11 protein-coding genes and 1 pseudogene are annotated in these 14,969 nt (G+C 36.5%); 11 read left to right on the forward strand and 1 reads right to left on the reverse strand.

Going from position 1 to position 14,969, the window contains the following annotated elements; translation table 11 throughout:
* The first annotated feature begins 99 nt into the window (after positions 1-99).
* The 11 genes from P0N36_RS09545 to truA all read left to right on the forward strand — a co-directional run bounded on the left by P0N36_RS09545 (position 100) and on the right by truA (position 12,789).
* Complete coding sequence (locus P0N36_RS09545; protein WP_275842616.1) at positions 100-501, forward strand: response regulator; 402 nt, start codon at positions 100-102, stop codon at positions 499-501.
* Between the two features lie 25 nt (positions 502-526).
* Positions 527-1,447: a thioredoxin-disulfide reductase gene (gene trxB, locus P0N36_RS09550; RefSeq protein WP_275842617.1), complete on the forward strand. Its 921-nt coding sequence runs from the start codon at positions 527-529 to the stop codon at positions 1,445-1,447.
* A 77-nt stretch (positions 1,448-1,524) separates the two neighbouring features.
* Complete coding sequence (locus P0N36_RS09555) at positions 1,525-2,409, forward strand: hypothetical protein (protein ID WP_275842618.1); 885 nt, start codon at positions 1,525-1,527, stop codon at positions 2,407-2,409.
* 18 nt (positions 2,410-2,427) lie between these two features.
* Complete coding sequence (locus P0N36_RS09560) at positions 2,428-3,981, forward strand: tetratricopeptide repeat-containing diguanylate cyclase (RefSeq protein WP_275842619.1); 1,554 nt, start codon at positions 2,428-2,430, stop codon at positions 3,979-3,981.
* A 1-nt stretch (position 3,982) separates the two neighbouring features.
* On the forward strand, positions 3,983-4,336 hold the full coding sequence (locus tag P0N36_RS09565; protein ID WP_275842620.1) for a PilZ domain-containing protein: 354 nt from the start codon (positions 3,983-3,985) through the stop codon (positions 4,334-4,336).
* A gap of 33 nt (positions 4,337-4,369) precedes the next feature.
* Positions 4,370-5,386, forward strand: a complete 1,017-nt coding sequence (locus P0N36_RS09570) for a LacI family DNA-binding transcriptional regulator (RefSeq protein ID WP_275842621.1) — start codon at positions 4,370-4,372, stop codon at positions 5,384-5,386.
* Between the two features lie 129 nt (positions 5,387-5,515).
* Positions 5,516-5,668 carry a hypothetical protein gene (locus tag P0N36_RS09575; RefSeq protein WP_275842622.1) on the forward strand — a complete coding sequence of 51 codons (153 nt, stop codon included), beginning with the start codon at positions 5,516-5,518 and terminating at the stop codon, positions 5,666-5,668.
* Between the two features lie 174 nt (positions 5,669-5,842).
* Complete coding sequence (locus tag P0N36_RS09580; protein WP_275842623.1) at positions 5,843-8,143, forward strand: glycoside hydrolase family 2 TIM barrel-domain containing protein; 2,301 nt, start codon at positions 5,843-5,845, stop codon at positions 8,141-8,143.
* A 56-nt stretch (positions 8,144-8,199) separates the two neighbouring features.
* Complete coding sequence (locus P0N36_RS09585; protein ID WP_275842624.1) at positions 8,200-9,963, forward strand: ABC transporter ATP-binding protein; 1,764 nt, start codon at positions 8,200-8,202, stop codon at positions 9,961-9,963.
* A gap of 8 nt (positions 9,964-9,971) precedes the next feature.
* On the forward strand, positions 9,972-12,032 hold the full coding sequence (locus P0N36_RS09590) for an ABC transporter ATP-binding protein (RefSeq protein ID WP_275842625.1): 2,061 nt from the start codon (positions 9,972-9,974) through the stop codon (positions 12,030-12,032).
* Positions 12,033-12,045: 13 nt separating this feature from the next.
* Positions 12,046-12,789 carry a tRNA pseudouridine(38-40) synthase TruA gene (truA, locus tag P0N36_RS09595; protein ID WP_275842626.1) on the forward strand — a complete coding sequence of 248 codons (744 nt, stop codon included), beginning with the start codon at positions 12,046-12,048 and terminating at the stop codon, positions 12,787-12,789.
* A 262-nt stretch (positions 12,790-13,051) separates the two neighbouring features.
* On the opposite strand, the pseudogene P0N36_RS09600 reads toward truA, so the two are convergent.
* Positions 13,052-14,728, reverse strand: a pseudogene (locus P0N36_RS09600) (IS1182 family transposase); the annotation flags it as partial.
* Positions 14,729-14,969: the final 241 nt, after the last annotated feature.

Below are 14,969 nucleotides of genomic sequence, written 5' to 3' on the forward strand. Positions count from 1 at the left end.
TCTACATTGATTTCCCCTAATTGACTTGGTATAATTTAACTGGAATGTATCGACGTAGATTTGAGAGATATGGGGTTGGAAATTTACGAGGTAAAAACAATGTCAAATGGTTTTAATCATTTTGAACTGGATTATAACAAGAAAACGATTCTGATTGTAGATGATGAAGTGGTAATCCTAAATCTATTAAAAGATATTCTAGATATGCTAGGCTACAATGTAGTCTTATGTATATCTCCTGAAGAGGCTTTAGAAGTTTTTAGCCATTACCGAAAAAGTATTGACCTCATCATTATGGACATGATGATGCCAAGGATGAATGGCTTACAGCTGTATCGTAAAATATGTCAAGTGGATAGCAATAATAAGGTCATCTTGCTATCAGGGTATAGTATGGTGCAAGTAACAGCACAGCTTCTAGATGAAGGTGTGGTTGGGTTTATGCAAAAACCTGTAACTATTAAAAAATTGGAAGAAGCCATTCAGAAAGCTTTAAGCTAAGTAGATGGTTATTGGAGGTAAATAAATGAAAAACGTATTAGATTTAATTATTATCGGTGCCGGACCGGCTGGAATTGCAGCAGCGATTTATGCCAGTCGAGCAAAACTGTCTTTTGTAATTTTAGAAAAAGCTTTTACAGGTGGTCAGATTGTTAACACATATGAAATAGAGAATTATCCGGGCATCAAAGCGACTTCGGGTTTTGAGCTTAGCAATATGTTCAGGGAGCATGCTGAAACATTAGAGGTTGAGTTCTTAAGTGAAGAAGTTTCAGAAGTGATTACAGAGGGTCCTATAAAAAAAGTCATAACCAATGACGGCAGTTATGAGGCAAGAACCATTATTATGGCCACAGGTGCATCTTGGAAAAAGCTTGGTGCCAAAGGTGAAGACAAATTTTCAGGTATGGGTGTTTCTTATTGTGCGACTTGTGATGGCGCCTTTTATAGAGACAAAGTGACAGCAGTCGTGGGTGGAGGCGATGTGGCGGTTGAGGATGCCATATATTTATCCAGACTATGTAAAAAGGTCTATTTAATTCACAGAAGAGACGAGCTTAGAGCTGTTAAGGTATTACAAGAACATCTCTTCAAAATAGAGAACATCGAAATCATATGGGATAGTGAAGTCGATGAAATCATCGGTGAGGAAACGGTAGAAAAAATTCATGTCAGTAACAGGTTAACCGATGAAAAACAGTTAATTGAAGTCAGTGGTGTCTTTATCGCCGTTGGAAGTGATCCTAATTCAGGACTAGTAATAAATCAGGTTGAAACAGACCAAAAAGGTTGGATTAAGACCAATGAAGATTGTGCAACAAGTGTACCGGGCGTATTTGCTGCTGGCGATTTAAGAGTTAAAAGTTTACGCCAGGTTATAACCGCAGCATCAGATGGGGCAATATCCGTTTATGCAGCTGAGCGTTACTTAGTAACGAACGGCTAAGTGTCCTAAATGACAAGGTAAGATACTTAATAAATCACCTAGATTTGCCGATAAATAAGTATTGAGAGGTGATTTTTGTGAAGAAAAAAGTACTGATTCATGTTTATACCATACAGGTAAAAAACGATATATTAAGTATCTTAGTCAATAATGGCCATGATTTTTTAGAGGTTTTTAATAAAAGTGAATTAAACTTCAAATATAACTTAATCAAGGATCAGATTGACCTTTATATTCAAGAGTTAGATGAAAATAATTATGAAGAATCTTTAGACCAGATTCGTCGTATCGACATGGAAAAAGTGCGTACCATTGTTTTGATCCACAAGTATTCCAAACATGTCATAGATGATGCCTTGGCACTTAAGGTTAAAGACATCATTGTTTTACCGATGGAGCGAACCCATTTATCCAAAAAGATTCTATCTTTCTTTGACACACAGAAGTCTTCACCTCTCATGCCATCGAATCAAGACAAAGTTCAGATTCAAAACTATATGGAAATAGATATAGACAAGATCAGGGATGAAATCAATAGAGCCATGCGTGGCAAATACCCTCTCTCTTTTGTATTAGTACAATACCATAGTTTAGATCAACCACAGTGGGTTCTTTTTAAAAGTACCTTAAACCAATTGCTTAGGACCACGGATATCGTGATGTATTTTGAAGCTAATAATATTTTGCTAATATGCCCATTTACACCCAAAAACTTTCTTGTAGAAGTTGAGAATAAAGTTAGGAAAGCCTATGACCAAATTAAAAAAGAAGTTTCATCAAGAAGTGCACTGTTTTTATACGGCGTAACATTTCCGGAGGATGGCAATGTGTGGGAAGCCTTATACAATGAAATGAAAGATGGTATTCACGATAGCAAAGTTATTAGTAAGTTTGAAGGCACTTTAAAGCAAATCAACCCAAATACGATTCGGACACAGCTTAAAAAAGATTATGAACAATAGGAAGAGAGCGTATTTACTATGAGCCAGATATTTCCGGACAATCAACATATGTATGACGAAATGGTTGGACTGTTTGAGGAAGAGAAGTTTAGAAGTGCCATTAAGGTGGGTAAAGAACTTCTCGAAAGATCAAGAGACATGAAGGATAAAGCTAGTGAAAGAAAAGCTCTTGAAGTTTTATCTTACGCATCCTATTTTGTGGTTGATTATATCAATGCGATGAACTATATCATTGAGTTTTCTAAAGTTGTTGAAGAAGAGGGCAATATCAGCGAATTGATTAAATCTTACAATGTTTTTGTTAGCCTTTATTCAAGGCAAGGGGATTATGAGGAAGCACTGAGTTACCTGAAAAAGGTAGAAGTTCTAGCCAAAGACCATCAACTCAAATTAGAAATCGTGAAAAATGAGAATAATTACGGATTTTTCTATAACACAATGAAAGCTTTTGAACTTGCGATTCCCCATCTTGAACGGGCAGTGGAAAAGGCGACCACTTATAAGTTTTATGATTTGCTAACGATTATACAAGGTAATCTAGCCCTAAGTTATCTTCGAACCAACCAGATTGAAAAATCAAAGATGCATTTAGATCAGGTTTTTTTAGCGCTAAAACCGGGAAGCAGTCGTTTTTCAAGAGCTGAAGCCTATATGTATAGAGGTGAAATTTATGCTATAGAAGGTGACTATATTGAGGGAATCAATCAAGTCAAAGCATCAAAGGTCATTTCTTTAAAGCATGGCTATATTGCAGAGCTAGCAGAAGCGACACGTATTTTATCGGAGATTTATGTCAAGACCGGAGATTATGAAAAGGCCTATTATGAACTAAAAGACTATATTGAATACTCTAACATTTTATCAGAAGATGCAAAACAGGGTGCTGTAGCCAAGCTAAAAGCTCAGTATGATATGAATAAAAAAAATACAGAGACAAACTTGCTTAAAGAGCAGTACGCAATCTTAGAAGAACAGAACCGAAAAATTCAAGATCAGTCGAACGAGCTAGAACGTTTGAATGAAGTGTTAGCAAGACAAAATGATGACCTCCATCAATCCGCTATTGAGGATTATCTGACAGGCGTTTACAATAGAAAATATTTCACCCTGAAACTAAAAGAAGAGTTTAGTATTGCCAAAGAGAATAATCGAAATTTGGCATCGATTATCATCGATATCGATCACTTTAAAAATATTAATGATACATATGGTCATCTTGTAGGTGACGAAATCATCAAACACATCAGTGGGATATGCGAAGAATCTTTGGACTCTGATTCCATCATTGGCCGTTTTGGCGGGGATGAGTTTATGGTTCTCATGATAGATGCAGATATAAATGATGCAGAAGAAAAAGCCAATGAGTTCATTCGCAGTGTAGCTTATGAACCCTTGGTTATTGATAAAAAGCCGATACCGGTTACTTTAAGTATTGGCGTTGCAGACAATAGGTATCTCTTTCCAAGAACATCAGATGAAATGATACATATAGCAGATAAAGGGTTATATCTAGCCAAAGACCAAGGTCGTAATAGGTGTTGTCGATATATACCGGATAAAGAGGAGAAGTGAAATGGAAGAGAGAAGAAAAAACAAACGTTTACCGATTAGACTAGAATTAGCCATCAACGAATTATTTAGACAAGATCATGAAATCATACCAATGGTCAATAAAGAAATACATGTCGTGAACATATCTAAGACAGGCATAGGATTTGAATGTGAATCTGAACTGCCTTTAGGTTATTATTTTGATGCCAGAATTGATTTTGACAGTCAGAATTATTTTTATTGTGTCGTCAAGATTGTGCGAAAGGTCGATTATGATGGAAGCAACCTATATGGTTGTGAGTTTGTTGGTCTTGCAGAATTTTTATCCAAGAAAGTGGATGAGTATCAAGCCACAGTTGAAGAGCATTTAGAGTAACCAACAAAAATGATGAAGTTAGGAAGTGCCGAAATGGATGTAACCATAAAGCATGTAGCAAAAAAAGCAGGGGTATCACCATCCACAGTTTCAAGAGTAATAGCAGATAGTCCCAAAATCAGTGCGGCTACTAAGAAGCGTGTTTTTGAAACGATGAAAGAGATGAACTATCAACCGAATATTATTGCAAGAAGCTTAGCCAATAGAGTAACCTACACACTTGGTCTCATTTTACCAAGCAAGGATGAAGAAGTTTTTGAGAATCCATTTTTTATGCAAGTGATGCGCGGCCTTAGTGTCTATGCCAAGCAAAAAGGCTATTATATTATGTACAATTATTGTAGAAGTGAAGAAGAAGAAGTAGAAACCATCAAACATTACATGGACAGCAAATGGGTAGATGGTATTATTCTGACTTCAACAAGAATCAAAGATAAAAGTGTGGAACTACTCATGAAGAGAAACCAGCCTTTTGTTGTTATTGGAAGACCGGAAGCACAAAGGGATAAGGTATTATGGGTTGATAATGATAATGTAATGGCCATGGAGAACATTGTAAACCGTTTAATTAAGCAGGGCCATAGAAAGATTGCCTATATCGGTGGTGAGCAACAGTTTACAGTATACCGGCATCGCCTTAGAGGTTACCGCCAAGCACTTGAGCAAAATGGTATAGAATGGGATGATAGACTCGTAATTGAAAGTGAGCCAACAGAACAAAAGGCTTATGAAGTTATGAAGCAGATGCTTAAAGTCATAAGTCCTGATGCCATAGTGGGAACGGATGATATGGTTGCTTATGGTGCATACAAGGCTACACTTGAAGCCGGTGTTCTTGGCATTGCCTTTGCCGGGTTTAACAATACCCCTTTATCCGTATTTAATAGTCCAACCATATCAACAGTGGATATCAATGCTGAGAAACTAGGCCATTATGCAGCTCTAGTGCTTATCAATCAATTAGAAAAAAACACATCTATGGAAAGAAACATCATAGTTGAAGCAAATTACATAGAAAGAGAATCAACGTTGGCCTATGTTAGAGACTAAAAAGTAAATCATAGACATAAGGCGGTCATACTTTAATGTTATGGTTAAAGGGTCAAAACTAAGTTCAACTATATAGTTTTGAGGCCTTAACCATGTTATAATTATGTTTATAGAGAAGGAGTGATTGTTTTGGAGAAAAAGACAGAAGAGGAACTAAAAAAAATAATAGAAGAGAAAAAGAATCGAGGTCATCAAGATAGCCATTTGCGACCTGAGAAGAAGTCGGGTAAGGAACATGAAGCCTTTGATTCAAAAAAACACGGTGGACCAATTGCCAAATAGAAAAAACAGGCTATTTCGTCAAGGTATGAAGACTTTGAGGAAATAGCCTTTCTTTTGTTTTGAGCTATGCAGATTTTTTCTCCATAGGCAAAGATGTTTTCATAAGGTATAATGAGGGAATGGGATAAAAAGGATTTACTGATGGAAGATCTATGCGTATTGGAGGTAATTGAAATGGCTTTAATAAAGAAAAAGACCGGTGATAAGGACATGGATAAAGAATATGAAGGTCGTTGCAAGATGAAGGTTTATGATACAATTTCGGATTGGAAGCAACATATTCAATCAGATAGGCCCATTAATCCTATGACCCATATAGAGGATCTATATTTAAGGTGTGATTTTAGCCAGGATTATATAAGGTCCATTATGAAAGTTAACTTTCGAATTTGCAATCTATTAGATGAAATGATTCCGGTGAAAATAAAATTGTTTCTTCATGAAGATGTAGATCAAGAGCCAATAGGTGCTATGGATACAAGGATGGTTGCCCAAGGTAGAACGACAACCAAAGGTTATTTTGAAGTGCCAATAAGTACCATCAAATTGTGGTCTGATCAAGAACCCTACTTATATGAGGTCCTTGTAATCATGACGGATCACTTTGATAAGATACTTCAAATTGTAGGCTTCCAATACGGTTTTAGAGAAATAAAAACCAGCGGCGCACAAATGTTAATGAATAATAAGCCCTTGCTGTTAAAAGGCATCAACTATCATAAGGACTTGAAAAAGGCCAGTCATCCAGAGACATATAATAAAGACCTTATGCTTCTAAAACAATATAATATGAACGCCCTTATAGTTGACAGTGACAATGTAGACGATGTTTTTTATGAGTGTTGTAACCAATTGGGTTTTTATGTTGTGACTGAAATCAATAGTATTAATAAAAATATAGAGGATATCATCACAAAAGTGGTTTCTGTTATAGGTAATGCGAGGAATCATCCCTGCAGTATTATGTGGTCATTAAAAACCACGCTTAATAAAAATGAAAATCTAGCGGTTAAAAAAGTCATCATGTCATTAGACGATCGACGCTCTTGTATGATTCAAGGTGACGAGGCGTTTTACATTAGTGATGTATTTGTAATGGAGATGCTACATGAAAAAACAATAGAAAGAATTGGAAAAGGTCTTGATATTCGAGGCGATATGCTCCTGTTAAAAGACCGTCGTTTTTCGAAAGGGATGGATGAATATACAGCAATGGCCTATAAGAAAAAACCTGCAGTGCTATGTACAAATAGGCAAACGGACAATGAAGAACTTATTAACTTAAGGCCGGTGATGGAGAGCATGCATGTTCATACTAGATGGCATGGTGGCTTTATAGGTGGTTTCATGAATTATTTTTCGCATCAAAATCACTCTGGGGGAAAAAACTTTGAAGTTCGGCCATTAGCATATGAAATAAAAAAAGCATTTGAAGCCTATCACATCAGCTTCGATTCACAGACAGCTTTTTACAGCATTAAGAACCTGAACTTATTGGCAGAAGATATAGAAGTGCGCGTCACCATCCAAGAAGATGGTACGCCGATTAAGATAGAAGGCTTTGATCCGGTGAGCATAAAACCAGGTGAGGTAACGTCAGGTGTTATAAAATCATGGTTGCAATTAAATAATGAGGGTATTTTGTACCATATCATTTTTGAGGTCCTACTTACAAAAGATATGTGGTGGGCTAAAAAAGGACATATTCTTGCCAGTGAACAGTTTGAGAAGGAAGGCTACCACCCTATTATTTTTATACCCAAATCGAATATCGACTGTACGATAAACGAATCAAGTCAAATCATCGAGGTGGTTGGTGAAAAAACACGTTATGAATTCGATAAAAAGACAGGTCACATCACACAAATCAAAGTGGATAATAAAGAAATACTAAAACAGCCTATTCGACCTATTTTGAGAAGTCTATCAGACACCGAGTCTGATGCAACAGAAGATGATTCACAAAGACAAGTTAAGGCATATAAAATAGAGAAAAAAGGTTCTCAAGTTGATCTTCATTTTGAAATAAGTGTTAAGACGGTAAAAACCTTATTACAGATTAAATATGAGATCTTTTCAACGGGTGAACTTAACATTTATTATGAAGGTAACCCAAATGATTATTCAGATAGACTTGGCTCTATGATAACATTAAGGGGTGAAAAAAATCAGGTCAACTGGTTTGGTAAAGGTCCTCATCCAGCCTGTTTTGAAGGAATGACAAGTACTCAAATGGGTCTATACCAAATGGATTTACTGGAACGTAGTTATGAGGATAATGGACACTTAAAGTGTCATACATATCAGGATATTCGGTGGATGACCTTGATGGGGACGGATGGAGAAGGCGTTATGGTAGAGAGCATGGATAAAAACGGATTTGATGCCGATTTTACGGCTCAAGACAAAGGAACCACAGCCCTTCTTATCAATCATACTTGTAATTATCGGTTTTTATTTATGGAAGCGCTATAGCCTCGATTAAATCAGGAATCAACACTAGGTAATGACAGAAGGATACGGAGGCAATTATGGATCCAATAATCAACAAAGGCCAAAGACTGATTGGCTATATGAAACAATATACAGGTCATTATATCTTAGGTGTACTCGCCGTAATATTAGTGGATGTTGTACAACTGAACATACCGGTGATTACAGGGGACATCACCAATGACCTTCAATATGGTGTTCTTACAATGCCTTTACTTATGAGAGAACTTGTTAAGTTGCTAATAATCGGTATTATTATTACGCTCGGCCGTTTCGCTTGGCGCTACTATATATTTGGCACTTCCAGACATATTGAAAAAAACATGAGAAGAGACTATTTTATTAAATTAGAGTCCTTATCCACTGATTTTTTTAATGAGCATAAAACAGGTGACTTAATGGCCTATGCCACCAATGACCTAAATGCCATAAGGATGATGGTTGGACCCGGTGTTTTAATGGCGCTTGATGCGGTTATATTAACAGTATTGGTACTCTATAAGATGATTGGAACCATTAGCTTAAAGCTGACCTTAATAAGTATATTACCTCTACCGGTAATTGCTATTGGAAGTCTGATATTAGGTAAGTTCATACGAAAACGGTTTAAGGATAAACAAGAGGCTTTTGCACACCTATCCGATCTGGTTCAAGAAAACATATCCGGTATGCGTGTTATTAAGGCTTTTGTAAAAGAAACCTATGAAATAGCTAAGTTCAATGTAGCGAATCAGCACAATTATGATAAGAATATGCATGTTGTAAAGCTGTTTGCAATAATGATGCCTTTGGTGACGCTCATTAGTGGTTTGTCAATTGCAATTGCCCTTGGACTTGGAGGTAGGATGACCATCCGTGGAGAAATAACTTTAGGTGATTTTGTGGCCTTTGTACAATATATATTGATTTTGGTATGGCCAATGATGGCTTTTGGCTGGTGCATTAATATAGTATCTCAAGGCATGGCTTCTCTAAGCCGTTACGAAAAAATTATGGCAACAAAGAGTACCGTGGTTGATAAAGAAGCATTAGTAGAGGTGGCGCATATTAAGGGTAGCATTCAGATGCAAGACTTGACCTTTGCTTATAAAGCAGATACTGAACCGGTTCTTAAGAACATAAGTCTTTCAATAGAAGCAGGACAATCGGTCGGTATTCTAGGACGTACCGGTAGTGGCAAGACCACCTTAGCCAACCTTCTCTTAAGGCTCTTTGATCCACCTGAGAACACGGTTTTTCTGGATGGTGTGGATGTACTTGATTTACCTCTTGAAAAGTTAAGAAAAAGTTTTGGTTATGTACCACAAGATAATTTTCTTTTTTCAGATACAATCATCAATAACATAGGCTTTGCAAAAGAAGTGATTCAAAAAGAAGCGGCAATGAACGTAGCAAAGGAAGCGTGCGTGCATGATAACATAGAAGAGTTTAAAGAGGGTTATGATACCATTGTTGGGGAACGCGGTGTCACACTATCCGGAGGTCAAAAACAACGGATTTCCATTGCCAGAGCCTTACTTTGTGAAGCACCAGTTCTTATTTTGGATGATGCCGTATCAGCTGTGGATACAAAGACGGAAGAAGCCATATTGGATATGCTTAAACATCAAAGAGGTCATCAAACCCAGATTCTAATAGCACATCGTATATCTACGATACAGCATGCGGACTTAATTATTGTTCTAGATGACGGTCATATTGTTGAGCAAGGAAATCATGAAACGTTGATTAACAACAAAAGCCTCTACTATGAAATGGTCAAACAACAACAGCTAGAGAAAGAAATCATAGAGGAAGGGTAGGTGGCAAAATGGACATAGAAGATAAAACCATAGAAAAAGGCTATGATGGCGCGTTATTAAAAAGACTGCTTAAATATGCCAAAAAGCATTATTTTGCCATAACGCTATCCATGATACTATTGGTGGTGGTGGTTGGTTTTGAATTGATTCGACCGATTATTATTGGTCAGGCCATTGATGAAGTTATTGTTAATTATCAGAAGATCTATAGCCAAGCATCCCCTGAAGAAGGTTCTGTAATAGCAGAAACAGGTTATATAGAAGATGAAGACAATAAGATGAAGGAAGCGTCAAAAGCCACAATTATATATGAAGAGGGTCGCTATTATCTGATTGATAATCTAACTTATGAAGAAGCTTTAAGAATAAGAGAAAAAGAAGGTAGCCTAGATCATAATGGTGCATTTGTAACAGATCAAGGTATAGTGTATAGTGCTCAATTATTAACATCTGAAGAAATTGATCAATTAAGGTCTATGGACTATAGAGAACTTTTTAAGTTGATGGTGTATTTTATTATTATTCTAATAGCAGGGTTGGTCATTGCTTATTTTCAGACCATATTGCTTCATTACACAGGTCAAAAAATTATTTATGAAATCAGAGATGAGATTTTTGCTCATATTCAAGGACGTTCTATTGAGTTTTTTAATCAGAATCCGGTTGGCAAACTGGTAACCCGTGTAACCAATGATACAGAGACTTTAAACGAAATGTATACCAGCGTCATTGTCAACTCAGTAAAAAGTGTCTTGACCCTGGTTGGAATATCCGTTATGATGGTAGTTCTGAACTGGCGACTTGCCCTTGCAGTTTTTCTTGTTTTACCCTTAGTGCTCGTATCGACACTTATTTTTAGAAAATACTCAAGAAAAGCATATCGAGATGTCAGGCGTCAGGTATCCATGGTGAATACTTTTTTATCGGAACATATATCCGGCATGAAAATCGTTCAGATTTTTGGTAAAGAAAAAGCCAAGCTAAAAGCTTTTGATGAAATAAATGACGGGTTGCTAAAAGCTAATATGAAAGAATTGATGGTATTTGGCGTTTATAGACCAACCATGTATTTGATTTATGTATTGTCCTTAGCCATGGTGTTGGGTTATGGAGGGTATCAGGTCTTAGAAGGTGTCTTAACCATAGGGGTATTGGTCATCTATCTTCAGTACATATCCAATTTTTTTGATCCGATTCAACAACTGGCAGAACAATTTGGTATTCTTCAATCGGCCTTTGCAGCGGCAGAGAAAATATTCTCACTGCTGGATGATAATCAAAGTATTGATAATATTGATAATCCCAAAGTTATGGAATCGGTAAAAGGCCATATTGAGTTTAAGAATGTTTGGTTTGCCTATAAAGAGGATGAATATGTGTTAAAGGATATATCCTTCACAGTGAATCCGGGAGAAACAGTAGCATTTGTAGGAGCGACTGGTGCAGGGAAAACCTCCATACTCAATCTGCTTACCAGATACTACGACATACAACAAGGTGAAATACGACTGGATGGACACAACATCAAGACTTTGGATAAACATAATATTAGAAAACATGTGGGACAAATGCTACAGGACGTGTTTCTCTTTACCGGAGATATTAAAGAAAACATACGTCTTGGTGAAACAAGTATAAGTGACACAGACGTGATGGCAGCAGCGAAATTCGTTAACGCTCATATTTTTATTGAAAAAATGCCAGGCAAGTATGATGAACATGTATTTGAAAGAGGGGCTACGCTTTCGGCAGGTCAAAGGCAGTTGTTGTCTTTTGCAAGAACGTTGGCCTATAAGCCCTCGGTTCTGGTACTTGATGAAGCTACCGCCAACATTGATACAGAGACAGAGGTATTGATACAAGATGCCCTCTTAAAGCTAATGGAAAATCGTACAACTCTGGTGGTAGCGCACCGATTATCCACCATTCAACACGCAGACAAAATTGTTGTTTTACATAAAGGTCGAATTAAGGAAATAGGTAACCATCAAACGTTACTGAGCAAAAAAGGTCTATACTATAACTTGTATCAGTTACAATATCAGGAATTGGAAGAAAAATCTTCCTAGGAAAAGAGGTCACATGGCGTACAATTATAAAATGATTATTGGTTATGACGGTGCCAAATACCAAGGTTGGCAAAAAAACAAGAATGCAAAGAATACCATTCAAAGTAAGTTGGAAAGTACCTTAAGTGAATACTTAGGCGAAGAAATTGTGGTAATCGGTTCAGGCAGAACGGATAAAGGTGTGCATGCCCTTGGACAAGTGGTGAACTTCATAACAAAGTCCAAGCAAAAACCGGGAAATCTAAAGTACAACTTGAACAAGGTGTTACCGGAAGACATTATCGTAAAGGAAGTTTATAAAATGGATGAGGATTTTAACTGTCGTTTTGCCGCGACAAGTAAAACCTATCGATATACTTTATGGAAAGCCAATGCACAAACGATGCCTCTCTTTGAACGTAAATATGTTTACAGACTGGAAGAACAGGTCGATACAGATCTTATGCTGGTTGCAGCAACCAAATTTATAGGTGAACATGACTTTAAGGGATTCTGCAGTGATAAAACCAAGAAAACAACGACTAGAAAAGTCAATAGCATTGACATTATTGAAGATGAAGACCGTATCGAAATCCTTATGAATGCCAGTGGTTTCTTATACAATATGGCCAGAATCATGGTTGGGACACTCATTGAGATTGGTCTTGGCCTTCGACATGACGACACCATTGATCAGGTCTTTGCCTCCAAAATCAGAAGCGAAGCAGGATATACCGCACCGGCACAAGGACTTTGCCTCATGGAAGTGATGTATTAAAGAACTTAACTCTACCAGTTGTAAAATTACTTAGCGATGGTAATCCACAAGATAAAGATGAAAAGTCACTCATAAAACGGGGCAGTCGGATAATATCCGATTTTGCCCCTTTTTCATAGAAATATGTAGAACCCACAAAATATAGGCTTTTGGAAGCCAACTATTTTTGTGGGTTCATTCTTTTATTTAATGGTTACCTGTTCAAACTTTATTTTTATGTACACTTAATAAAGGTATTAACCTATAAGTGACAACTTTTTTCTTAAGCTGCTATCTCCTCGGTTTTTCCTTCGAATTTCTTGATTTCTCCATTTAAAAATCGGTGATATTTATTTATGTTTCGTCCTATTGCATAGAGCATAAATTCTTTATAGACCTTTTTAGAGGAACGATAATTGAATCGTCTAAATTTATCATTTTCTTTTATATCACCAAAGTGACCTTCTGTCTGAATTGACCTAATCTGCCTGTTTATTATGCCTTGTTCACTTTGAATATTTTCATTAGATTCGGCTTTTAGAGATTCCCAACGTTCATTGACTTTCATCACTTTATTCTTATCAACATCTTTGTCTTCATCATATTTATATAAGCACTGTGCTTTATGTTCACATCCGCTACAATCGTTACATCCATAGACTTCAAAGGTTCTTTCAAAACCACCTTTAGTGCTTACTTCTGTTCTTATATGCTCTAATTGCCTACCGTCATGACATTGATAATAATGTTCGTCTTCATTAATTACAGTAGACATGTTGTAGTATTTGCCGATATCTTCTTGATAAGCTCTTGTTTTCATCGTTTCATGGGTTTGTAGTTTTATATAGCTTTTGATTTGTTTTTCTTTTAGAAAAATTAGGTTTTTTTCACTACTATAACCACTGTCAGCGGTTACTTCTTTTGGATAAGTTCCAAATGCCAATTTATGTTTATCTAACACAGGTATTAATGTATTATAGTCGGTTCGATCGTTGCTAATGTAACTGTGGATAATAAAGTAGTTTTCAACGGCGATCTGTAGATTATATGCCGGTTTTAGTTGGCCATTTTGCATATGGTCATCTTTCATTCGCATAAAGGTGGCCTCGATATCGGTCTTTGAATAACTGTTTCTATCCGTTCCCATGATTTCAAAACAGTTTTTATAGTTCATCAGTCTCTGGCCGCAGTCATCAATCTCTTCATATAGTTTTTGAAGTTCGGATTTCTTATGACCTTTTTCATAAACAAAAAGGATTTCTTCACCTTTAGCAATTTTCATCAGTTGAACCTGTAAATTTAATAGCTCAAGAGGCGAGCAGTGATCAATCTCAATGATGCTGTTATTGGAGATTTTTTTATGCTTAGTTAACTTTCGTTCTCGGTTTTTTTCGATAATTTCTCTTACACGGTCCATACCTTCAATAATAAACATTTGTTCTTTGGGTAATTTATATTTTGTGTGATAGTCGCCAGATTTGATGAAGTCATTATATCTGTTATAAAGGCTGTCAATGCTCTCTAATAATCCGGCAAGATGATAGTTGACACTTCCTCGCCAAACGAATGTATATCGATTGGCATTGGCTTCAATCTTGGTGCCGTCGATAAATAAAGCCTCTAACGTTATGAACTCTTCTTTCCAAAGACGGCGTATAAACTGGTAATGCAGGTCATCTAAAATCTCATCTGTGAGCTTGATTTTTATGTAGTCGTAAAATGCATCCCGCTTAGGTTTTTGTCCTTTTGTAAGCCAGATAAAAGCAATGTCTCTTTCACAGAGTTCTACAATTCTATCAATGGCCTTAACACCCCGCATATTAGCATAGGTTAGAACTGCAAACATCATAATAGGATTATAGCCTTTTCTTCCCTTGGTATTATATCTAGCAACTAAGCTAGTATAATCTAATTCCTCCAAAACTTTATTAAGGGTATAGACTGGATCGTCAGACGGTAATCCGTTACTGTTCAGACCCAATAAAAATCAAAAAAAATTGACGAAATTTTTTCCTGTGGAAAAAGTGATAAGAGCAAGGCAATCGTTTTTTAAGGTTGCCTTGCTTGAATTTTCCCTTTATTATCCACAGTTATTCACAGATGACTTCTGTTTTCTTGATTATAATAGACCCTAGTAATCTTTTTGGGTACTATTTTTTGCCTTTTTTCAACACTTATCCACCGTCATAATGACCATATAC

The organism is Petrocella sp. FN5 (assembly GCF_029210395.1).
Classification (GTDB): Bacteria; Bacillota; Clostridia; order Lachnospirales; family Vallitaleaceae; genus Petrocella.

Bases quoted from the DNA above. Each gene is read 5' to 3' on its own strand.
- P0N36_RS09590 (WP_275842625.1), top strand. From the start codon at position 9,972: ATGGACATAGAAGATAAAACCATAGAAAAAGGCTATGATGGCGCGTTA.
- truA (WP_275842626.1), top strand. From the start codon at position 12,046: ATGGCGTACAATTATAAAATGATTATTGGTTATGACGGTGCCAAATAC.
- P0N36_RS09570 (WP_275842621.1), top strand. From the start codon at position 4,370: ATGGATGTAACCATAAAGCATGTAGCAAAAAAAGCAGGGGTATCACCA.
- P0N36_RS09545 (WP_275842616.1), top strand. From the start codon at position 100: ATGTCAAATGGTTTTAATCATTTTGAACTGGATTATAACAAGAAAACG.
- P0N36_RS09580 (WP_275842623.1), top strand. From the start codon at position 5,843: ATGGCTTTAATAAAGAAAAAGACCGGTGATAAGGACATGGATAAAGAA.
- P0N36_RS09585 (WP_275842624.1), top strand. From the start codon at position 8,200: ATGGATCCAATAATCAACAAAGGCCAAAGACTGATTGGCTATATGAAA.
- trxB (WP_275842617.1), top strand. From the start codon at position 527: ATGAAAAACGTATTAGATTTAATTATTATCGGTGCCGGACCGGCTGGA.
- P0N36_RS09565 (WP_275842620.1), top strand. From the start codon at position 3,983: ATGGAAGAGAGAAGAAAAAACAAACGTTTACCGATTAGACTAGAATTA.
- P0N36_RS09560 (WP_275842619.1), top strand. From the start codon at position 2,428: ATGAGCCAGATATTTCCGGACAATCAACATATGTATGACGAAATGGTT.